22 protein-coding genes and 1 pseudogene are annotated in these 20,053 nt (G+C 73.0%); 14 read left to right on the top strand and 9 right to left on the bottom strand.

The features are described 5' to 3' along the window. Positions 1–66: 66 nt before the first annotated feature. The 6 genes from ACIQNG_RS24670 (at position 67) to ACIQNG_RS24645 (ending at position 6,934) form a co-directional block, all read left to right on the top strand. Entirely contained in the window at positions 67–1,758 is a 1,692-nt protein-coding gene (locus ACIQNG_RS24670) for a DEAD/DEAH box helicase (protein WP_401487835.1), read from the top strand. A gap of 381 nt (positions 1,759–2,139) precedes the next feature. Next, a complete protein-coding gene (locus ACIQNG_RS24665) occupies positions 2,140–3,129 on the top strand; it encodes a YihY/virulence factor BrkB family protein (protein ID WP_401487833.1) in 990 nt (329 codons plus the stop codon). 110 nt (positions 3,130–3,239) lie between these two features. Next, on the top strand, positions 3,240–3,821 hold the full coding sequence (locus ACIQNG_RS24660; protein ID WP_401487832.1) for a hypothetical protein: 582 nt from the start codon (positions 3,240–3,242) through the stop codon (positions 3,819–3,821). 31 nt (positions 3,822–3,852) lie between these two features. Then, positions 3,853–4,059 carry a ferredoxin gene (locus tag ACIQNG_RS24655; RefSeq protein ID WP_401487830.1) on the top strand — a complete coding sequence of 69 codons (207 nt, stop codon included), beginning with the start codon at positions 3,853–3,855 and terminating at the stop codon, positions 4,057–4,059. Between the two features lie 136 nt (positions 4,060–4,195). Then, on the top strand, positions 4,196–5,557 hold the full coding sequence (locus ACIQNG_RS24650; RefSeq protein ID WP_401488215.1) for an NAD(P)/FAD-dependent oxidoreductase: 1,362 nt from the start codon (positions 4,196–4,198) through the stop codon (positions 5,555–5,557). Positions 5,558–5,623: 66 nt separating this feature from the next. Then, positions 5,624–6,934 (top strand): cytochrome P450, encoded by a 1,311-nt coding sequence (locus ACIQNG_RS24645; protein WP_401487828.1) that lies wholly within the window; start codon positions 5,624–5,626, stop codon positions 6,932–6,934. A gap of 60 nt (positions 6,935–6,994) precedes the next feature. Here ACIQNG_RS24645 and ACIQNG_RS24640 read toward each other — a convergent pair whose 3' ends face one another. Beyond that, positions 6,995–8,290: an MFS transporter gene (locus tag ACIQNG_RS24640; protein ID WP_401487827.1), complete on the bottom strand. Its 1,296-nt coding sequence runs from the start codon at positions 8,288–8,290 to the stop codon at positions 6,995–6,997. Between the two features lie 231 nt (positions 8,291–8,521). On the opposite strand from ACIQNG_RS24640, the gene ACIQNG_RS24635 reads away from it, so the two are divergent. Next, positions 8,522–8,893, top strand: a complete 372-nt coding sequence (locus ACIQNG_RS24635; protein WP_401436413.1) for an ArsR/SmtB family transcription factor — start codon at positions 8,522–8,524, stop codon at positions 8,891–8,893. A 21-nt stretch (positions 8,894–8,914) separates the two neighbouring features. Here the strand turns inward: ACIQNG_RS24635 and ACIQNG_RS24630 are convergent, their stop codons facing one another. Then, entirely contained in the window at positions 8,915–11,068 is a 2,154-nt protein-coding gene (locus ACIQNG_RS24630; protein WP_401487826.1) for an HAD-IC family P-type ATPase, read from the bottom strand. A gap of 110 nt (positions 11,069–11,178) precedes the next feature. On the opposite strand from ACIQNG_RS24630, the gene ACIQNG_RS24625 reads away from it, so the two are divergent. Further along, positions 11,179–11,562 carry an ArsR/SmtB family transcription factor gene (locus tag ACIQNG_RS24625; protein ID WP_401487824.1) on the top strand — a complete coding sequence of 128 codons (384 nt, stop codon included), beginning with the start codon at positions 11,179–11,181 and terminating at the stop codon, positions 11,560–11,562. A gap of 37 nt (positions 11,563–11,599) precedes the next feature. Here ACIQNG_RS24625 and ACIQNG_RS24620 read toward each other — a convergent pair whose 3' ends face one another. From ACIQNG_RS24620 to ACIQNG_RS24610, 3 genes are all read right to left on the bottom strand, one after another. After that, the gene (locus ACIQNG_RS24620) at positions 11,600–11,893 is read right to left on the bottom strand and encodes a hypothetical protein (RefSeq protein ID WP_401487822.1); all 294 of its coding nucleotides are present in this window, start codon (positions 11,891–11,893) and stop codon (positions 11,600–11,602) included. Positions 11,894–12,114: 221 nt separating this feature from the next. Continuing rightward, on the bottom strand, positions 12,115–12,444 hold the full coding sequence (locus tag ACIQNG_RS24615) for a hypothetical protein (protein ID WP_401436421.1): 330 nt from the start codon (positions 12,442–12,444) through the stop codon (positions 12,115–12,117). A gap of 483 nt (positions 12,445–12,927) precedes the next feature. Then, positions 12,928–13,191 carry a hypothetical protein gene (locus tag ACIQNG_RS24610; protein WP_401487819.1) on the bottom strand — a complete coding sequence of 88 codons (264 nt, stop codon included), beginning with the start codon at positions 13,189–13,191 and terminating at the stop codon, positions 12,928–12,930. Positions 13,192–13,296: 105 nt separating this feature from the next. Here ACIQNG_RS24610 and ACIQNG_RS24605 point away from each other — a divergent pair, with 105 nt between their 5' ends. From ACIQNG_RS24605 to ACIQNG_RS24585, 5 genes are all read left to right on the top strand, one after another. Beyond that, on the top strand, positions 13,297–14,127 hold the full coding sequence (locus ACIQNG_RS24605) for a helix-turn-helix domain-containing protein (RefSeq protein ID WP_401487816.1): 831 nt from the start codon (positions 13,297–13,299) through the stop codon (positions 14,125–14,127). Continuing rightward, complete coding sequence (locus tag ACIQNG_RS24600) at positions 14,127–14,339, top strand: DUF397 domain-containing protein (protein WP_401487814.1); 213 nt, start codon at positions 14,127–14,129, stop codon at positions 14,337–14,339. Before ACIQNG_RS24605 ends, ACIQNG_RS24600 begins: the two co-directional genes overlap by 1 nt. Before the next feature lie 75 nt (positions 14,340–14,414). Beyond that, entirely contained in the window at positions 14,415–14,651 is a 237-nt protein-coding gene (locus tag ACIQNG_RS24595) for a DUF397 domain-containing protein (RefSeq protein WP_401487811.1), read from the top strand. A gap of 31 nt (positions 14,652–14,682) precedes the next feature. Then, the gene (locus tag ACIQNG_RS24590; RefSeq protein WP_401487809.1) at positions 14,683–14,889 is read left to right on the top strand and encodes a DUF397 domain-containing protein; all 207 of its coding nucleotides are present in this window, start codon (positions 14,683–14,685) and stop codon (positions 14,887–14,889) included. Next, entirely contained in the window at positions 14,886–15,092 is a 207-nt protein-coding gene (locus ACIQNG_RS24585; RefSeq protein ID WP_401487807.1) for a DUF397 domain-containing protein, read from the top strand. Before ACIQNG_RS24590 ends, ACIQNG_RS24585 begins: the two co-directional genes overlap by 4 nt. A gap of 19 nt (positions 15,093–15,111) precedes the next feature. On the opposite strand, the gene ACIQNG_RS24580 is transcribed toward ACIQNG_RS24585, so the two are convergent. From ACIQNG_RS24580 to ACIQNG_RS24570, 3 genes are all read right to left on the bottom strand, one after another. Beyond that, positions 15,112–16,182 (bottom strand): zinc-dependent alcohol dehydrogenase family protein, encoded by a 1,071-nt coding sequence (locus ACIQNG_RS24580; protein ID WP_401487805.1) that lies wholly within the window; start codon positions 16,180–16,182, stop codon positions 15,112–15,114. Between the two features lie 47 nt (positions 16,183–16,229). Continuing rightward, positions 16,230–17,114, bottom strand: coding sequence for a universal stress protein (locus ACIQNG_RS24575; RefSeq protein ID WP_401487803.1), 885 nt, complete (start codon positions 17,112–17,114; stop codon positions 16,230–16,232). A gap of 219 nt (positions 17,115–17,333) precedes the next feature. Beyond that, positions 17,334–18,431 carry a YbhN family protein gene (locus tag ACIQNG_RS24570; protein WP_401487801.1) on the bottom strand — a complete coding sequence of 366 codons (1,098 nt, stop codon included), beginning with the start codon at positions 18,429–18,431 and terminating at the stop codon, positions 17,334–17,336. Between the two features lie 214 nt (positions 18,432–18,645). Between ACIQNG_RS24570 and ACIQNG_RS24565 the strand changes: the two genes are divergently transcribed. After that, a complete protein-coding gene (locus tag ACIQNG_RS24565; RefSeq protein ID WP_401488213.1) occupies positions 18,646–19,596 on the top strand; it encodes a bile acid:sodium symporter in 951 nt (316 codons plus the stop codon). 19 nt (positions 19,597–19,615) lie between these two features. On the opposite strand, the pseudogene ACIQNG_RS24560 reads toward ACIQNG_RS24565, so the two are convergent. Then, positions 19,616–20,053 (bottom strand): annotated as a pseudogene (locus ACIQNG_RS24560) (hypothetical protein); the annotation flags it as partial.

Here is a 20,053-nt window from a genome sequence, read left to right as displayed (position 1 = left end):
CCGGGGTCCGCACCGCCATGGTGCGGACCCCGGTTTGTGCTGTTCCCAGGAAGGACAGGTCCCTGCATGCCCCGCAGACCCCAGAAGCCGAATCGACAGATGTCGTCGGCGCCGTCGGCGACGGATTTCCGGCTGCCGGAAAGTAAGACCCCCGCTCTTCCCGCCGTAGCGGAATTCGCCGATCTGGACATGCCCGCGGCGCTGCTGAGCACCCTGACCGCGCAGGGCATAGCCACCCCCTTCCCCATCCAGGCAGCGACCCTGCCCAACTCGCTCGCCGGCCGCGATCTGCTGGGACGGGGCCGCACCGGCTCCGGCAAGACCCTCGCCTTCGGGCTGGCGCTCCTGGCCCGTACGGCCGGACTGCGCGCCGCGCCCAAGGCACCGCTCGCCCTCGTGCTGGTGCCCACCCGGGAACTCGCCCAGCAGGTGACGGACGCCCTCACCCCGTACGCGACGGCGGTGAACCTGCGGATGGCCACCGTGGTCGGCGGGCTGTCGATCACCAAGCAGGCGGCGACGCTGCGGCGTGGCGCCGAGGTCGTCGTGGCCAGCCCGGGCCGGCTCAACGATCTCGTGGAGCGCGGGGACTGCGTCCTCGACGACGTCCGCATCACGGTGCTGGACGAGGCCGACCAGATGACCGACATGGGCTTCCTGCCGCAGATCACCAGGCTGATCCGCCAGGTACGGCCCGACGGGCAGCGCATGCTCTTCTCCGCGACCCTGGACCGCAACATCGACCGCCTGGTGCAGCAGTTCCTGAGCGATCCCGTGGTGCATTCCGTGGACCCCTCCGCCGGAGCGGTGACCACGATGGAGCACCACGTCCTGCACCTCCAGGACGAGACCGACAAGAAGGCGGTCATCGCCCGGATCGCGGCCCGTGACGGCGGAGTGATCCTCTTCCTCGACACCAAGAGGTCCGCCGACCGGCTCGCGAAGCGCCTGCTGGGCGTCGGCGTCCGCGCGGCGGCACTGCACGGCGGCCGTTCCCAGCCGCAGCGGACCCGCACGCTGGAGCACTTCCGCAGCGGCCGGGTCACCGCCCTCGTGGCGACGAACGTCATGGCCCGGGGCATCCACGTGGACGACCTCGATCTCGTCGTCAACGTCGACCCCCCGGCCGATCACAAGGACTATCTGCACCGGGGCGGCCGTACGGCCCGTGCCGGTGGCTCCGGCAGTGTGGTCACGCTGGTCCTGCCCGAGCAGAAGCGGGATGTCGCCCGGCTCATGTCGGACGCGGGCATCCGCCCCCGTACGGCCCGGGTCACCTCGGCCGACCCGCAGCTCGCCGCCATCACCGGCGCGCGTGAGCCGTCCGGTGTGGCCGTCACCATCGAGGTCCCCCAGCCCGCCCCGGAGCCCCGCCGGTCCCCGAGGACCGGTGCCGAGCCCGGCGCCCGGCCCAGCAGGCGCTCCGGTGGCCGCCGGCGCCGCGGCGGCGAGGGCGGCCAGACGGCGGGCGGGGCGTCGACCCGTTCCGCGACCGGCTCCACCGCCGGCGCCGCGGGCGGTGCCGCGCGGGGAACCGGCGGTCGAGGCTCCGGCCGACCCGCCGGCGCCACCGGCTCGGGCGCTGCCACGGCGAAGGGCGCGGGCGCGGGTCAGGGCGTACGCGGGTCAGGTCGACGGACCGCGACCGGGGCCCCCGGCGGCTCCGGTGCCGGTAACGGCGGAGGGACCGGCGGCGCCGCCGGAACCGGCAGCCGGGGCACGGCCCGACGAGGCGGCCGACGCACCTCCGCCACGTAGGACCACCTCCGTGGCCGGGAACCGAACGTCTCCCGGCTCCCGGGTGCCGTCTCCCGGGGCCCGGGTCCGTGTGGTCCAGGGCGGCCCACGCCGTCTGCACCAGCATCAGCTGCTCCTGCCCGTCCTACGACCTCTCGGCGTTCCGGGGCGTTTTCCGGGCATCCGCGTCCATACGACGGCGGAACGGAAACAGTAACCGGAGCAGGAGCCGGAGCCAGAGCCGGAGCCGGAGCAGGAACAGGAGCCGGAGCCGGAAGACGAGGAGCGTCACCATGACCACGCAGGTCACGCAGGTCACACCGCGCAGACCGCCACGGGCACCGCCGGGGCCCCGTCCCCGCCCCGCCCGCCCCGCGCGCAGCGACCGCCGTACAGCCCGCCATGTCGGCTGACCCGTACACCGGCGGCGGTGGCGGTCCCGGGACGCCCGCCGCGCGTACCCGGTCGTTCCTCACCCGCCCCCGGGTGCCCGCCGACTGGTGGCCCGCGCTGCGGCGCACGCCCGTGTCGCTGTGGAACGACGACATCTCGGACTACGCGGCGGCCCTGACCTACTACGCGATCCTCGCCGTACTGCCCGGGATGCTGGTCACGGTCCTGGCGTTCGACCTGGTGAGTCCCGGCACGGCCGACGCGTTCGTCACGCACGTCATCGCCTACGCGCCCGCCGAGTCCGCCGGGGACCTGCGCTCCGCCCTGTCCCGGGCGCTGGGCGCGGACGCGAACACCTGGCCGCTGATCGTGGCCGGTACCGCGAGCGCGCTGTGGTCGGCCTCCAGCTACCTCGCCGTCTTCCGCCGCGCCCTGCACCGCATGCACCGGGTGGAGGACCGGCGTTCCACCTGGCGCAAGGCGCACCGCATCGTGCTCACCGCCCTCGCGCTGGTCGCCCTGCTGCTGGCGGGCTCCCTCGCCCTGCTGCTGACCGGGCCGCTCGCCGAGGCCGCGGGCCGGGCGCTCGGTCTGGGCGCCACGGCGGCGCTGGGCTGGCGGGTGCTGCGGTGGCCGTTGCTGCTGGGTCTGGTGGCGCTGCTGGTCGTCGTGGTCTTCCACACCGGGCCCGCCGCCGCGCGCCGCCGCGCCCACAGTCTGCCCGGTGGCGCGCTGGCCGCCGTCCTGTGGCTGACCGTCTCGACGGCCTTCGCGCTGTACGCCTCCACCCTCGGTACGTACACCCGGCTCTACGGCTCCCTCGCGGGCGTCGTCGTCTTCCTCATCTGGCTGTGGCTGTCCAATCTGGCGCTGCTGGCCGGAGCGCAGTTCACGGCCGAGCTGAGCAGAAACGGATCGGCGCAACCGTGCACGGGGTCCGCCAGTTCCCCGGGGACGTCGGCGTCGTCGGCGTCGTCGGCCGGGTCCTCGGTCCCGTAGGGCCGTTGGCGTGGTTTCCGGGCGGTGAGCGCGGGTCCGGGGCCGTGGGGCCGGGCGGCGGGATTTCACTCGGGGGTGACCGGCGAACGGGACGAGCGGGAGGCCACAGCGTGTCCGGAGAGAAGAGAACGCGCGGTGTGCGGGCCGCCGCCCTGATCGCGCTGGTGGTCGCGGTCGTGGCGGTCGGGTCCGGATGCTCGGACAACAGCGGCGGGAACAGCCCGTCGAGCGCCGCGAGCAAGGCCGTGTCCGCCGCCCAGTCCGTCGGTTCGCAGGCCGCGTCCGCCGCCGAGTCGGCCGCCTCGCAGGCGGCGTCCGCGGCTTCGTCCGTGGGGGCCCAGGCCACCTCCGCCGCCGCCTCCGCCCTCGCCTCGGCCAGCGCGGAGGCGACCCGCGAGATCGACTCGATCAAGGACGGCGTCGACGCGAAGGACGAGGTGAAGCTGGGCACCACCGGGAACGACGGCAAGGGCCACAGCACCGTCACCGTGACCGCGCACAACACCGCGGACGCCACGAAATCCTTCGCCGTGCAGGTCGACTTCCAGGACGCCTCGAAGAACCTGCTGGACGTGGTCGTCGTGACCGTCTCCGATGTCGCCGCCGGCAAGACCGCCACCGCCGACGCCGTCAGCACCCGCACCCTCTCCGGCACCGTACGGACGTCGGTCGGCACGGCCGTCCGGTACTGACGGGCCCCGCCCGGAGGGAGGAGGCGGCACTGTGCGGATCGTGGTCGATCTCAACCGCTGCCAGGGGTACGCGCAGTGCGTCTTCCTGGCCCCGCGGGTGTTCGAACTGCACGGCGAGGAAGCGCTGATGTACCTCCCCGAAGTCCCCGCCGACCAGCAAGACCGAGTCCGCCGCGCCGTCGCCGCCTGCCCGGTACAGGCCATCACAGCAGGCGGGCCCACGGGTGCCGGGCACTGAGGGGGCGGGCGCCGGGGGCCGGGGCGCCGCAGGGCCGGGCGTCGCCGGGTCAGGCGTCGAGAGGCCGGGCTCCGAGAAGCCGGGCGTCAAGCGGTCGGGCGGCACATGGTCGGGCGCCGGCAGGGCGCCGCGGCGGATCGTTGTCGTAGGGGCGTCGCTGGCCGGGGTGCGGGCTGCCGAGGCTCTTCGGGCGGAGGGGTTCGACGGGGAGTTGACGCTGGTCGGCGAGGAGAACCGGCCCCCCTACGACCGGCCCCCGCTCTCCAAAGGCGTGCTGCTCGGCCGGATCGACCCCGGGGACACCGGGCTGCCCGCGCGCCGGGCCGTGGACGCCCGCTGGCTGCTGGGCGTCCGCGCCGAGGCACTCGACCCGGACCGGGCGCGGCTGCGGCTCAGCGACGGCGGGCAACTCCCCTACGACCGGCTCCTCATCGCCACCGGCACCCGCGCCCGGGACTGGCCGCACCCCGACGAGGCCGCCCTGGACGGCGTCCTGGCGCTGCGCACCGCCGACGACGCCGCCGTGCTCACCCGGCTGCTGGCCGCCGGGCCCGGGCGGGTGCTGGTCATCGGCGCCGGGTTCACCGGCTCCGAGATCGCCTCCGCCTGCCGGGAACGGGGCCTCCCGGTGACCGTCGTCGAACGCGGACCCGCTCCCCTGATCGGAGCGCTCGGCGGGGTGTGCGGCTCGTTCGCCGCGGCGCTCCAGCGTGCCCACGGCGTCGATCTGCGCTGCGGCACCACCGTGACCCGGCTGCTCGGCGACGGGGGCCGGCTGACCGGTGCCGAACTCTCCGACGGGGACCGGATCGCGGCCGATGTCGCCGTCGTCGCCCTCGGCGCCGTACGCAACACGGAATGGCTCCAGGGTTCCGGACTGGCCGCCGGGCCCCGGGGGCTGGCCTGCGACGCGGGCTGCCGGGCCTTCGACCGGCACGGTGTCGTCACCGACGACATCTTCGTCGCCGGGGACGTGGCCCGTTTCCCGCATCCGCTCTACGCGTTCCAGTTGCTGTCGCTTGAGCACTGGGGCAACGCCGTCGCGCAGGCGGAGACGGCGGCACACAACATGGTCACCCGTGGTCCGCGCCGGCTGCCCCACCTCACCCTGCCGGCCTTCTGGTCCAGCCAGTTCGGCGTCAACATCAAGTCGGTGGGGGTGCCGACCTTCTCCGACCAGGTCGTCCTCGCCCAGGGATCACTCGCGGCCCGTCGGCTCGTCGCCGTCTACGGCTACCGGGGACGGATCACCGCGGCCGTCGCCGTCAACCGGGCCAAGGCCCTGGAGTACTACCAGGACCTGATCGAGAACCGCGCCCCCTTCCCGCCCGGTCCGGGCGCCGCCGACGCCCCGTTCGCCACCGTGGCCGTCCCCTCCGACATGCCCGACCCGCGGAGGCTCTCCCACGGTCCGACCGTCGCCGTCACCGGACACGTCCTGGACCGGTACGGCACCACAGGCCCCGGCGGCCCCGCCGCCGACCTCGATCCGACCTAGGGCCTCGCATGGAACAAGGCCCAGCCCGTGGACGCAGCCAGCAACCGACGGAGGAACCCCGCCGCCATGTCCCCCGCCTCCGCCCCCTCCCCCGCCTCCGCCGGCCCGCACACCTTGTTGCGGCGGATCTCCGACGACGCCAACCGCGCCGACCCCTACCCCCTCTACGCCGAACTCCGCGAGGCGGGAGTCGTCCGCCAGGAGGACGGCAGCTATCTCGTCGGCACCTACGACGAGGTCGCCGCCCTGCTGCACGACCCCCGGATCAGCTCCGACCCCCGCAGCCGCGACGACTACGCCCCGCCGCCCGGGGACGAGTCCGGGCGGCGGTTCTCGTTCATCGCCCGCGACGACCCCGAGCACGACCGGCTCCGCGCGCTGGCCATGCGCCCCTTCGGCCCGCCGCACTCACCGGGCCGGGTCGACGCCCTGCACGGCGACATCACCCGTATCGCCCGCGAACTGACCGCCGCCTTCGCCGGTCGGGACCGCGTCGACCTCGTGGACGACTTCGCCTACCCGCTGCCCGTCACCGTGATCTCCACCCTGCTCGGGGTGCCCCACGAGGACGTCCCCCGGATCCACGCCTGGACCGACACCATCATCACCGCGCTCGACCGCACCAGGAGCGGGGGCGGCGCGGGGAGTCCCGACGCCGACAACACCGACGACACCGAGAAAGCCGAGAAGACCGAGAACGCTGAGAAGGCCGAAGCCAGGCGTCTTGCGGCCGCTCGGGAGATGGGCGACTACCTGGGCGCCCTCGCGGAGTCCCGCCGGGGGCACCCGGGTGACGACATGCTCTCCGCCTTCGTCAACGACGAGGGACCGGACGGCCGGCTCACCCCGCCCGAGCTGAGGGCCACCGCCGTGCTGCTGCTCATCGCCGGGCACGAGACCACCGTCAACCTCATCACCAACGGCATGCTCACCCTGCTCCGCCGCCCCGACGCCCTGACCCGGCTGCGCGAGGAGCCGGGGCTGATGCCGTCCGCCGTGGAGGAACTGCTCCGCTACGAGCCTCCCGTGCAGTTGCTGCCCCAGCGCACTCCGCTGGCCGACATCGAGGTGGCCGGGGTCACCGTCCCCCGCGGCGCCCCCCTGATCCTGGCGGTGGCCTCCGCCAACCGTGACCCCCGGCGCTTCCCCGACCCCGACCGCTTCGTCCCGGACCGCCCCGACAACCGTCATCTCGGCTTCGGCGGCGGTCCCCACAACTGCTACGGCGCTCCCCTCGCCCGGCTGGAGACCCAGATCGCGCTGACCGAACTCCTGCGCGCCCTGGACACCCCCACCCTCACCCTGGTGACCGACCCGCCCCCCTACCGCCGCAGCCCGGTGCTGCGTGGGCCGCGGCATCTGCTCGTCGACCTCTAGGGCCGACCAGCAGGAGCGCTTCCAGGGCCTCTCGGCCGGTGGGGGCCGCGGCGGTCCGGTTCAGGAGCGGTGCGCGGGCTGACCGCTCCGGTGGGTGGCGGGCAGGTGCCTGATCACCACCGGCGACGGGGTCGGCGGTGCCGTCGGCGCCGGCTCCCGCCACAGCCGTACGGCCAGCAGCGCGGTGCCGAGGGCGATCGCGCCGAGGGTGATCACGGCGGACTGGAGGCCCGCTTCGGCGCCGAGCCAGCCGGCCAGCGGGTAGGTGAGCAGCCAGCCCAGGTGGGAGAGGGAGAACTGGGCCGCGAAGGCCGCCGTGCGCTGGTCGGCGGGGGCCGAGCGGCGGATCAGCCGGCCCATCGGGGTGAGGACCATCGACCCGGCGGCGCCGAACGCGCCCCACACGGCCAGCAGCGCGGGCCAGCGCCAGTCGCCGGACGGGGCGGCGGTGACCGTACCGAGCCCGACGAAGACCACCGCGAGGAGCACGGCGCCGCTCAGCATCACCGTGCGGTCCGACGTCCGGTCCAGGACGCGGGGGAGGACCAGGGCGACGACCATCGAGCCCGCGCCGTACGCGCCCAGCGCGAGGGGGAGCGAACTGGTGGACAGGGCCAGGAACTCGGCGACGTAGACGACGGAGTTGACCACCACCATCGCGCTGGCGGCGGCGACGGTCACGTTCAGGGCGAGCAGGGCCCGCAGGCGCGGGACGGTGAAGAAGAGGCGGATGCCCGCGGTCGCCTTGGCGGCGGCGCCGCTCCCGCGCGGGCCCGATGCCGTGGCCGTCCTCGGCAGGGTCACCGAGAGGACGAGGAACGCGGAGGCGACGAAGCCCACCACGGTGCCGCTGAACAGCCAGTTGTAGGTGATGACCGACAGCAGGGCCGCCGCCAGCACGGGGGAGAACAGGGTCTCCAGGTCGTAGGCGAGACGCGACAGGGACAGGGCCTTCGTGTAGTCGCGCTCCTCGGGGAGCACCTCGGGGATGACGCCCTGGAAGGTCGGGGTGAAGACGGCCGAGGCGGACTGGAGCAGGAACACCAGGACGTACACCTGCCACACCTGGTCCACGAACGGCAGGAACAGCGCCACACCGCCCCTGACCAGGTCGGCGGTGACCATCAGCGCCCGGCGTGGCAGTCGGTCGGCGAACGCGCCGACGAGCGGGGCGATCCCGACGTAGGCCACCATCTTGATCGCCAGCGCGGTGCCGAGCACCGATCCGGCGGCGCCGCCGGCGATGTCGTACGCCAGCAGTCCGAGGGCGACCGTGGCCAGTCCCGTACCGACCAGGGCGATGACCTGGGCGGCGAAGAGGTGGCGGTAGGTGCGGTTGCGGAGGATGGCGAACATGGGGTCCCTCCCCGGGCGCGGATCCGATCGGGCGTCGCCAGTATAACCATCATGTGCGCAGGTGCGCACATGATGAGAATGTGATCCACCGCACACCCCAAGAGCCGTGGCCTCCGCCCGTCCGTCCCTGTCGCCTCCCGCCGTCCCCCTCCCTGTCGCCTCCCGCCGTCCGTCCCTGTCGGCTCCCGCCGTCTGCTCCTGGTCGGTTCCCGGCGGCTCTAGGCTGGTGCCATGTCTGGTCCCACGTCCGAGAGCCGCTCCGCCCCGCCTCCGGTCCATGAGCATCCGAACGCCCCGGACAGCGCTCGGCTGGTCGAGGCGACGGGGGTGTTCGCGATGCTCTCCGACGCCACCCGGCTGCATCTGCTGTGGCTGCTCGCGCAGGGCGAGGCGGACGTCGGCACCCTCATCGAGCGCACCGACGCCTCCCGTACGGCCGTCAGCCAGCACCTGGGCAAGCTGCGCCTGGCCGGGCTCGTGGACACCCGTCGGGAGGGCCGGCACATCTACTACCGCCTGCGCGACGGGCACCTCCGGCGCCTGATCGTGGAGGCGCTGAGCCACGCGGACCACCGGGTCAGCGGGGAGGCACCGCACGACTGAACGGCCGCCCCGGCGCCGTTCTCAGCGACGGGCCCTCTGCCAGGCGCCGTCGGCGAGGAGCCGCAGGCCGTTGAGGCCGACCAGCACGGTGGAGCCCTCGTGTCCGGCGACGCCCAGGGGCAGGGGCAGGGTGCCGAACAGGTCCCAGGCGACGAGGACCGCGATGAACGTACCGGCGATGACCAGGTTCTGGATCACCAGCCGGCGGGCCCGCCGGGAGAGGTTGACGACGGTCGGGATGGTGGCGAGTTCGTCGCGTACGACGACGGCGTCGGCGGTCTCCAGGGCGAGGTCGGAGCCGGCGCGGCCCATGGCGATACCGGTGTGCGCGGTGGCCAGGGCGGGGGCGTCGTTCACGCCGTCGCCGACGACGAGGACCTTCGCCCCCGCGGACTGGAGTTCCTTGACGGCCCCGGCCTTGTCCTGGGGCAGCAGCCCGGCCCGGACGTCGGTGATGCCGACCTCCCCCGCGAGCCGGGTCGCGGCCCGCGCGTTGTCCCCGGTGAGCAGGACCGGCGCCCGTCCGGTCAGCCGGCGCAGGGCGCGGATCGCGTCGCCGGCCCCGGGTCGCAGCCGGTCGGCCAGGCCCAGCACCCCGACGGGCCGCCCGTCGAGCGTCACGACGACGGCGGTACGTCCGCCCTCCTCCAGCTCCGCCGCGAGGCGTACGGCGGGATGGGCCGGGTCGGCGACCAGCCGGCCGGGGCTGCCGACCGCCACGGCGCGACCACGCACGGTCGCCGTGACGCCGACACCCGGCGTGGAGGTGAAGTCCCGCGCGACCGGCACCCCGAGGCCACGCTCCCGTGCCGCGTCCAGCACCGCGCGGCCCAGCGGATGCTCGCTCCCGCGCTCGACCGCCGCGGCCGTCCGCAGGAGGGCGTCCTCGCCGGCCCGGCGGACCCGCCGGGGGTCGGAGGCGCCCGCGTCGGCGGAGACCCGGCCGGAGGGGGCGGGGACGACTGCCTCGGGACGGGCCGGTTCGCGGTCCGGAGCGGCATGGTCGGCCAGGTCGGCCTGAGCGGCCAGGTCGGCCGGGTCGATCAAGTTCATCAAGGCGAGATCCTCGCCGGGGAGTGGGTGGATGTCGGTGAGCCGTGGTGTGCCCTCGGTCAGGGTGCCGGTCTTGTCCAGGGCGACGGTGTCGACATGGCCGAGGCGTTCCATGACGACCGCGGACTTGACGAGGACCCCGTGGCGGCCGGCGTTGGCCATCGCGGAGAGCAGCGGCGGCATCGTGGCGAGGACCACCGCGCACGGCGACGCGACGATCATGAACGTCATGGCACGCAGCAGCGCGGAGTCGAGATCGGAGCCGAGCAGCAGAGGCACCGCGAAGACGAGGACCGTGGCGGCGACCATCCCGAGGCTGTAGCGCTGCTCGACCTTCTCGATGAAGAGCTGGGTGGGCGCCTTCGTGGCGGACGCCTCCTCCACCATCGCCACGATCCGGGCGATCACCGACTCCGACGGATCCCGCTCCACCCGCACCCGCAGCGCCCCGGTGCCGTTGAGGGTGCCCGCGAACACCTCGTCGCCCGCCCGCTTGGCCACCGGCAGCGGTTCGCCGGTGATGGTGGCCTGGTCGACGTCGCTCGTACCGTCCAGTACCCGGCCGTCCGCCCCGATCCGCTCCCCCGGCCGGACGAGGACCGTGTCGCCGACCACCAGCCGCTCGGCCGGAACGCTCTCCTCACCGCCGTCCGCCCGCAGCCGGGTCGCCGTCTCCGGTGCCAGATCGAGCAGCCCCCGTACGGAGTCCGCGGTGCGGGCGGTGGCGATCGCCTCCAGCGCGCCCGAGGTCGCGAAGATCACGATCAGCAGCGCCCCGTCGAGCACCTGCCCGATCGAGGCGGCGCCGAGCGCGGCCACCACCATCAGCAGGTCCACGTCGAGAGTCTTCGCCCTGAGCGCCTTGAGCCCCTCCCAGCCCGGTTCCCAGCCGCCGGTGACGTAGGTGGCCGCGAACAGCGGGCCCCACAGCCAGCCGGGCAGGTCCAGCAGATAGGGCGGCAGGGCGAGCAGGAACAGCACCAGGGCCGCGAGCGCCCAGCGGGCCTCGGGCAGCGCGAGCAGCCGGGTGCGGCGGCGGGGCGGGGAGACCGGGCGACCGCCGACGGGGACGTCCGGGTCCTCCGACAGTTCAAGGAGGGCGGGTGGGGGCGCTGAGGGCATGGCGAGGCAACCCTTCACGGGGGTGGACCGGGGACGACAGCCCGGGGGGACACCCCGACCATACCGGAACATCTGAAGAGCTATTCAGACATCATCGTTACGATGGTCCCATGGGCCATGGAACCGACGCCACCCGCACGACCCGCGAGCGCCTCGACACGGTCGGCGCCGCCGAGGTCGCCGCCACCCTCCAGGCCCTCGCCACCCCGTCCCGGCTGCACATCCTGGCCCGGCTCCAGGAAGGCCCCTGCCCGGTCGGCGAACTCGCCGACGCCGTCGGCATGGAGCCCTCCGCCTGCTCCCACCAACTCCGGCTGCTGCGCAATCTCGGCCTGGTCACCGGTGAGCGCCGGGGCCGCTCGATCGTCTACGCCCTCTACGACAACCACGTTGCCGAACTGCTCGACCAGGCCCTTTACCACGTGGAGCATCTACGGCTCGGTGTCCGGGACGCTCCCGCGGTGCTGACGGCGCGGGGCGCCGGGGACGACTGAGGCGGGAGCGCCGGCCGCCGCCGACCGCCGTCCCGGTTCACGCCATTTCGCTGACGGCGACCCGGCTCAGGGTGACTCCGCCGCCCGCGCGGACAGCCGCGACCACCGCCTGGTGCAGGGCGCGGCTGTGCCGTTCGGAGCGGCAGGGGACCGGGCTGCCGGTGACGGTGTACCAGTCGGAGGTGCCGGTGTACTGGACGGTGATGTCGACCTCGGTGCCGTCCCAGGTGGTGTGGACGGTCAGATCGCCGGTGAGGATCCCCGTCTCGTCGGTGTGCACGCCACCCCGGCCGCTGAAGATCCCGGGGGTGGTCCAGGATGCCCATGCCATGATCCCGGCCTCCTTCCTCGTCGCCGCTCCCCGTTCCAGTGTGTTCCTGTTCCAGTGTGGTCCCGTGGCACGGAAAAGGGGCTCGGGGCCTATGAGCGCTTCGGGGGCGAGGTCCGGGCCGGTCGGCACTGGCGGGCCGAACCTGGCCGTGCTGTGCTGGTAAGGGCGGGAAGGACCTCGAAAAGGCGAGGAGAAGCGGCCGACAGCCGCGCACCGCGCAATCAGGATCCGCGAGAAGTGGATGGGCCCTTCCCGTCCAGCCCTGACCTCGGGTTCCCGCGCTGCTCGTCGGTCTGACGCCGCCTCTCGGCGCGCGTGCGCTCCTGCGTGGCGCGAGCGGTCCCCGCGCGGTCGCGGAGCGGGACCCGCCACTCGATGAGGCAGCCCTGGAGCCAGTCGGGGCCGACGCCGTACGCCTCGGCGAGCGCGCGGACCGACCTCAGGTCGTCGCGGTAGGCGGAGATCACCTCGTCCCGGGCCCGTACGACCCGTTCCCGGTTGGCGCTCCTCTCGTGCGCCCGGTGATCCCCGGGGCGGTTCACCGCCTGCATGTCGCCCGCCTCGGCCAGGGAGTGCAGCCGACGGCTCCGAGAGGGGGGTCGGCGCGTTTTCGGTGCCGTCCGTGTCCGGCCGGGAGCGGGTGCGGCGGGGCCGCGCGGGCGCTGACCGGCCAGACGGTGAACGCGTAGATCCCGCTGTGATCGGCGACGATCAGGGCCCAGGGTGCTCCGCGGCGCAGTTGCCGGTACGCGTCCGCGTGGCCGGTGTCCGAGCGGGCCCACTGACGCAGGCGGTCCGGTACGTCGCCCTCGGCGGTGACCGGCGCGGGGCGCAGTGCCGTCGGGGGGCACCAGGGCACGCCGGGGGCGGGGTCCAGCCGATCGGCGATACGGAGGGCGCGGGCCGCGCGGTCCAGCGCAGGGCGGGTTTGATGAACGGGGACCTGAACCGGCCCAGGGTCACGTGCGCGTTCCGGTTCCGCCCGTAGACGGGTCCTTCGGCGGTGATGTCGGCCCGGTAGGCGTGCGGCCCGGTCACGGCGCCCCGCCGCTGCTGCGCTCGTTCATCTCGGCCAGGGCCGGGCGGAGTTGGTCCGCGACGGTGGCCGGCCGGATGTCGGCGGGCGACACGGTCCATTCGATACCGCCCCGGGGAGGCCGGAGGAAGCAGAGACCCTCCCCCATGTCCTCACCGGTGTCCATGAGTACGCCGAGGACTCTCCGGGCGGTGTCGAACACGAGGTCACCGACGCTGAGTTGGGGTGTCTGCCGCTCGGCCGCTACGTTCTTGCCGGACACGGGTGACTCCTCTCCGTAACGCTTCCGCTACCAAGGGGAGTCAGAGTGGCCTACAGTCAGAGAACCATTCAACTTGCGCAGATCGATTGATTGGTAGTGATGCGGATGGTGAACCGCAAGGAACTCAAACCGGATTCGTCGCCCACCGCAGCATTCGGGGAGCGTTTACGCAGGATGCGCGATGCTCGCGGCTGGACTCAAGACGAGCTGGCGGAACGCATCGGGTGCACCGGGTCGCACATCTCCGCCGTAGAAACTGGTCGTCGCCCGCCAACTCAACGGTTTGCGGCAAGCGCTGACAGGGCATTGGACACGGGAGATCAGTTCGAGCGTCAGAGTCTGGCTGTGCGTCAGACAGCACTTCTTGAGGGGCTCCCTGAGTACCTGGCGCATGAGGGTCGAGCGGCAGAGATCCGGCTGTTCGAGTCGGGACTGATCCCCGGACCACTCCAGACGCGCGAGTACGCGCGCGCGTTGGCCGACGGTGCCGCCGAGCGAGGAGACATCACGCCCGAACAGGCGGCTGAACGAGTTGATTACTTGATGGAGCGGCAATCAATGCTCGCCCGTAAGCCTCCGCCACTCATCTTTGCGGTGCTGGACGAGAGTTGCATCCAGCGACCCATCGGCGGAGCTGGGGTGATGGATGCGCAGTTGGCGCGACTGATCGAGTTCGCTGGGCTGCCTAACACCGGCCTTCAGATCGCTCGGTACTCCATGGGGGAGCGGAGACCGTTCAACCGACTCGTTCACCTTCTGACGCTGCCTGATCGGTCCCTGATGTCATATGTGGAGTCGCAGACACAGGGGCATCTAGACCGTGAACTGTCTTCCGTACTGCCACTGGTGAGGGCCTACCATCAGCTACAGATCGGGGCGGCCTCTCAGGCGGAATCCGTCGCCATGATCCGACACCTACGAAAGGGCAGTCTGTGATGACCAAGACCGACTCCTCCCCGCTGAGGTGGGTCAAGTCCTCGTACAGCACCGACAACGGCGGGTCTTGCGTCGAATGGGCCCCCGCCAACGTAACCACCACCGGCATAGTCCCCGTCCGGGACAGCAAGCGCGCCGACGGACCCGTACTCACGGTCTCCATCCAGGCGTTCGCCGGACTGGTCGCTCTCGCTCGGTCTGTCGAGCCGTAGAACCATCCACCCCGTGCCCCGTCGACTCCGATCCTCTGGAGCGGCGGGGCCGGCTGCGGTACGAAAGGACGCCCCGTGACGACCGAACCTCTCCACTGGATCAAGTCTTCGTACAGCGGCAGCGGCGGAACCTGCGTCGAATGGGCCCCCGCAAACGCGACCACCACCGGCATAGTCCCCGTCCGGGACAGCAAGCGCGCCGACGGACCCGTACTCACGGTCTCCATCCAGGCGTTCGCCGGACTCGTCGCACTCGCCCGGACCGTCGAACCATCCACCCCGAGCCCCGCCGACTCCAATCCCCTGGAGTGACGGGGCCATCAGCGGTACGAAAGGACGCCCCGTGACGACCGAACCTCTCCACTGGATCAAGTCTTCGTACAGCGGCAACGGCGGAACCTGCGTCGAATGGGCCCCCGCAAACGCGACCACCACCGGCATAGTCCCCATCCGGGACAGCAAGGACCCCCACGGACCCGTACTCACGGTCTCCGTCCAGGCGTTCACCGGACTCGTCACCCTCGCCCGAGCAGGAAAGGGCACCCCGTGACGACCGCATCCGAACCCCTGCACTGGCTCAAGTCCTCACACAGTGACAACGGCGGGAACTGCCTCGAATGGGCCCCCGCAAACGCGACCACCACCGGCACGGTCCCCATCCGGGACAGCAAGGACCCCCACGGACCCGTACTCACGGCCTCCGTCCAGGCGTTCGCCGGGCTCGTCGCACTCGCCCGGAGTGTCGAGCCGTAAGACCGAACCCCGTCAGGGATCAGGCCGTCGGGATCGCCACGGTGTCGTGTCGTTCCGCGCCGAGGACGACCTTCAGCGCGCCGGTGTCGGCGGCTTGGGCGAAGACGTCGTACGCCTCCGGCATGGCGTCGAGCGGGAACGTGTGGGTGACCAGCGCGGACGTCGGGAGGCGGCCGGCGGTGGCCATGCGCAGCAGGGTCGGGGTGGAGTAGGAGTCGACCAGGCCGGTGGTGAGGGTGACGTTCCTGATCCAGAGGGTCTCCAGGTGGAGCGTGGCCGGGGTGCCGTGCACACCCACGTTGGCGACACGGCCGCCGGGGCGGACCGCCCGCGTGCACAGCTCGAAGGTATCCGGCACGCCCACCGCCTCGATCGCCACGTCCGCGCCGAGGCCGCCGGTGAGGTCGGCGATCAGTTGCTCCGGGTCCTCGCCGGCGTCGGCCACCGCATCCGCGCCGAGCCGCCGGGCCGTCTCCAGCCGGGCGGGCGCCAGATCCACGGCGATGATCCGCTCCGGCGAGAACAGCCGGGCGGTGGCGATCGCCGCGAGCCCGACCGGGCCGGCCCCGACCACGGCGACCGTGTCCCCGGGCGCGACCCGGCCGTTGAGCACCCCCACCTCGTAGGCGGTCGGGAAGATGTCCGCCAGCAGCACGGCGTCCGCGCTGTCCATGCCGCCCGGCAACGGGTGCACGGACAGGTCCGCGTGGGGCACCCGGACGTACTCGGCCTGCGTGCCGTCGATGAGATGGCCGAGGATCCAGCCCCCGCCGCCGAGGCACTGCCCGTACGCCGCCTGACGGCAGTACGCGCACCGCCCGCACGCGGTGATGCAGGAGACCAGCACCCGGTCCCCCGGCCGTACGGTCCGTACGTCGCCACCGGTCTCGACGATCTCGCCGACCGCCTCGTGCCCCAGCACGGTACCGGGACGCACCTCGGGCACATCGCCCTTGAGGATGTGCAGATCGGTGCCGCAGATCGTCACCGCGTCGATCCGCACGATCGCGTCGGTGGGCTCCTCGACGGCCGGGTCCGGTACGTCCTCCCAGGCCGCCTCTCCCACTCCGTGGAACACGTATCCCTTCATGACGTTTCCCTTCCTCCGTCGGCAGATCCCGGGAGAACTCGGCAGATCTACGTGTCGTCCGCCGTGCGTACCACCGCCACCGGGCAGCGGGCGTGATGCAGCATGGCCTGGCTCACCGAGCCCAGAAGCATTCCGGTGAAACCGCCGCGCCCCCGCGCGCCGACCACCAGGAGTTGCGCGGACCGGCTCGCCTCGATCAGCGACTCCCGGGTGCCGCCGCGCACCGCCCGGTGCTCGACCTTCACCCCCGGATAACGTTCCGCGCGCCCGGCGAGGGCCTCGGCCAGCAGGCGCTCCTCCTTCGCCCCCAGCGCGCCCGACGGGCTCGCGTACGGCACCGACGGGTCCTGCGGGGCGGGCACCGGCGCGTTCCAGGTGGTCCAGGCGTGCAGCGCCACCAGCGGGGCGTCACGCCGGGCGGCCTCGGCGAAGGCGAAGTCCACGGCCTCCTCCGCGGCGGCCGAGCCGTCGACGCCCAGCACGACCGGCCCCTCGTCACGGGCCCGCTCACGCACCACCAGCACGGGACAGCGGCCGTGCGCCGCCAGATGCACCGCCGTCGACCCCACCAGGAGCCCGATGAATCCGCCCATGCCCCGGGAGCCGACCACCACCAGCTCGGCGGAGCGCGACTGCGCCTCCAGCACGGTCAGCGGCTCCCCGGTGATCACGGCCGGGACGACCTCGACGTCCGGCGCCACGGCCCGCGCCCGCTCCACCGCCTCGGTCACCAGCCGCTCGGCCATGTTGCGCAGCCCGCCGTCGGGCGGCCCCATCGGCGAGGGCCCGAGGGACACATGCATCGCGGGCCAGACGAAAGCGTGCACCACCCGCAGCGCCGCCCCGCGCAGCCGTGCCGCCCGCGCGGCGGCCTCGACCGCTTCGAGGCTCGACGCGGAACCGTCCACGCCCACCACCACGAGTCCACCCATGACATCTCCCTCTGACCGTGCCGCGCTTCTTCCGTACCGTTTCTCCCGTTCCGTCCATGGTGGCCCCGCCCCGGCCCGACGGCATGGGCCGATCGGCCTCGCCGGGGCGGGCAGGTCGGGCACATCTGCCTCGGGCAGGTCGGGCACATCTGCCGGGGAACCTGCCGCTGCCACTCGACCCCCGACGGCTCAGGCCCCGACGGCTCAGGCGGCGACGGCTCAGGCCGCGTCCCGGCGCTCCGCGCGGGCGTCCCCGATGCTGAGGGCGATCCAGCAGGTCCAGCCGATGGGCTGGAGCGCCCAGAAGCTGATCACGCGGTAGAGGAGGGTCGCGGCGATCGCCTGCTCGGCGGGCAGCCCGTAGACGACGAGCAGCGCGGACAGGGTGGCCTCGGCGATACCGATGTTGCCCGGCGTCAGCCGCAGCGCCCCGGCGAGCTGGATGAGCGCGTAGCAGAAGAGCAGCGCCCGCCAGGGCACGGCGATGCCCAGCGCCCACATCGAGGCGGCCAGACACGCCACGTCGAACAGCCAGTTGAACAGGGAGAAGAGAAACGGCCACAGCCACGGCAGCACACCGGGGCGCACACTGCGGGCCTGCCCGACGACCCGGCGCAGATCCTCCTCAAGGCGTCGGATCCGCCCGGACCTGCGTCCCGTACGGGCCCAGAGCCCGCCCAGCAGCCGGCGGATCCGTGCGAACCGGGACAGGGCGAGGACCAGCAGCCCGCCCGCGACCACGGCCAGCAGCACCCCGATCACCGGCTGGACGAACGCGCCGGGACCCGTCGGCCCCACCGTGAGCACCCCCGCGGTGAGCAGCACGAACAGGGTCGTGGCGGACACCAGTCCGGCGGCGGTGAGGACGGCGAGGGCCAGGGCCCGGCCCGCGTCCCGGCGGGACATGTACCGCCACAGCCACGCCGCCGAGAAGGCGGCGCCGCCCGGCAGCGTCCCCGCCACCGCGTTGGCGGCGACCGTCGCGCTCGTCGTACGGCCCATGCTCCAGCGGACCCCGCCGTACCGCAGCAGCACCCGGGGCACGGCCGCGAAGCACAGCACGGACAGCGCCTCGAACCCCACGGCCACGGTCAGCTGGGGCAGCCGTACGCGGCTGATCAGCTCGAACGCGGCGGCGATCTCCTGGCGCCGGGAGAACGCGACGAAGCCCGCGACCACCACGACGAGCCCGGCCAGCAGCCACCAGATCCGGCCCGGCCGCCCACCGTGCCCGGTGTCGGCCTCCTCCCGGAGGCCCTTGGGGCCTTTCAGATCTTTGAAACCCTTGAGACTCTTGAAGTTTTTAAGAGTCTTCACCGTTCGTGCGTTCCGTCATGTCGAACGCCTCCAGCCGTAGGAAACGCATGGTTCACATGCGCCTTCCTTCATCATCACCCCTGACACCCACGCTGTCCTGGACGGAACGCCCCTGTGAGGATGGAGCCCGCGAGGGCCGGGCGGTATGGGGGACGGAAAGCAGGTCGACGTGCGGGAACAGGGGCCTCGGGGCCCGGTCGAGCGGATGGAGCGGATGGAGCGGCACCAGGTCGCGATCTATCTGGCGGCGATGGCGGTCGGCGGGCTGCTGGGCGTTCTGGCCCCCGGGGCCGGGCCCGGCCTGGAGCACGCGATCAACCCGGTTCTCGGCGCGCTGCTCTTCGTGACCTTCCTCCAGGTCCCGGCCGCCGAACTGGTCCGCTCCCTGCGCGACGGGCGCTTCCTGGGCGCCGCGCTGGTGGTGAACTTCGTCGTCGTGCCCCTGGTCGTGGCCGCGATGTTCGTCTTCCTCCCCGCCGACCAGGCGGTACGCGTCGGGGTGCTGCTGGTGCTGCTGTGCCCGTGCGTCGACTACGTCATCGTCTTCTGCGGTCTCGCCGGAGGCTCCCGTCACCGGCTGCTCGCGGCGACGCCCCTGCTCCTCGTGGCGCAGATGCTGCTGCTCCCGGCCTTCCTGTATGTGTTCCTGGGGTCCGGGCTGGCGGACGTCGTGGAGGCCGGGCCCTTCCTGGAGGCTTTTCTCTTCCTGATCGTCGTCCCGCTCGCCCTGGCGTGGGCGCTCCAGGCGTGGGCGGCGCGCGGCGGGGCGGGCGGGCGGGTCTCCGCCGCGGCGACGACCACGATGGTGCCGCTGATGGCCGCCACTCTCCTGACGGTGGTCGCCTCCCAGGTGCCCGAGGTGGGCGACAGCATCGCCGACGTCGCCGCCGTCGTCCCCTTCTACGTCGCTTTCCTGGTGGTCATGGCGTTCGCCGGGAAGGGCGTCGCCCGCCTGTTCCGCCTCGGCGTCCCGGCGGCCCGGGCCGTCGTCTTCACCGGCGCGACCCGCAACTCCCTCGTGGTCCTGCCCCTGGCCCTCGCCCTGCCCGACCCTCTCGCCGTGGCCGCCGCGGTCGTGGTGACGCAGACCCTCGTGGAGGTCCTGGGCATGGTCGTCTACGTCCGTCTCGTCCCGCGTCTCGTGCCCGCTGCCCGGGGCGTCTGACCGGGGGCGCCGGCCGTCCTCACTCGGTGGCGTGGTCGTGCGGGCCGGTCGTGGCCGGCTCGGTGGGGCGTTCGCGTCCGCCGTCGTTCCCGGAGGCGACGACGACGATCAGCCCCACGACCACCGCCGCGGCAGCCACCCGCCCCACGGCCCGCAACCCCCACGCAGGCCACGCGCTCCTCCCCCGCCCACTCCCGCCCGGTGAGGCGAGCCGCTCCGAACGCCGGGCCGGACTCAGCAACCGCACCAGCAACAGCACCGCCACCGGCAGCTGAAGCACCCACAACACCGTGCGCGGCCACTCCCCGTACCAGACGTTCGTCCCGTACAGCAGCGTGTGCCACACACTCAGCACATACACGACGATGACGAACCGGTGCAGCCGCCGCCAGGTGTTCGCGCCGATACGGTGACGGGCGTAGAACAGCAGACCCAGCGGGACCGCGAGGTACAGGGC

The organism is Streptomyces sp. NPDC091377 (genome assembly GCF_044757045.1).
Taxonomy (GTDB): domain Bacteria; phylum Actinomycetota; class Actinomycetes; order Streptomycetales; family Streptomycetaceae; genus Streptomyces.
This window is presented reverse-complemented; position numbering and strand designations above follow the sequence as displayed.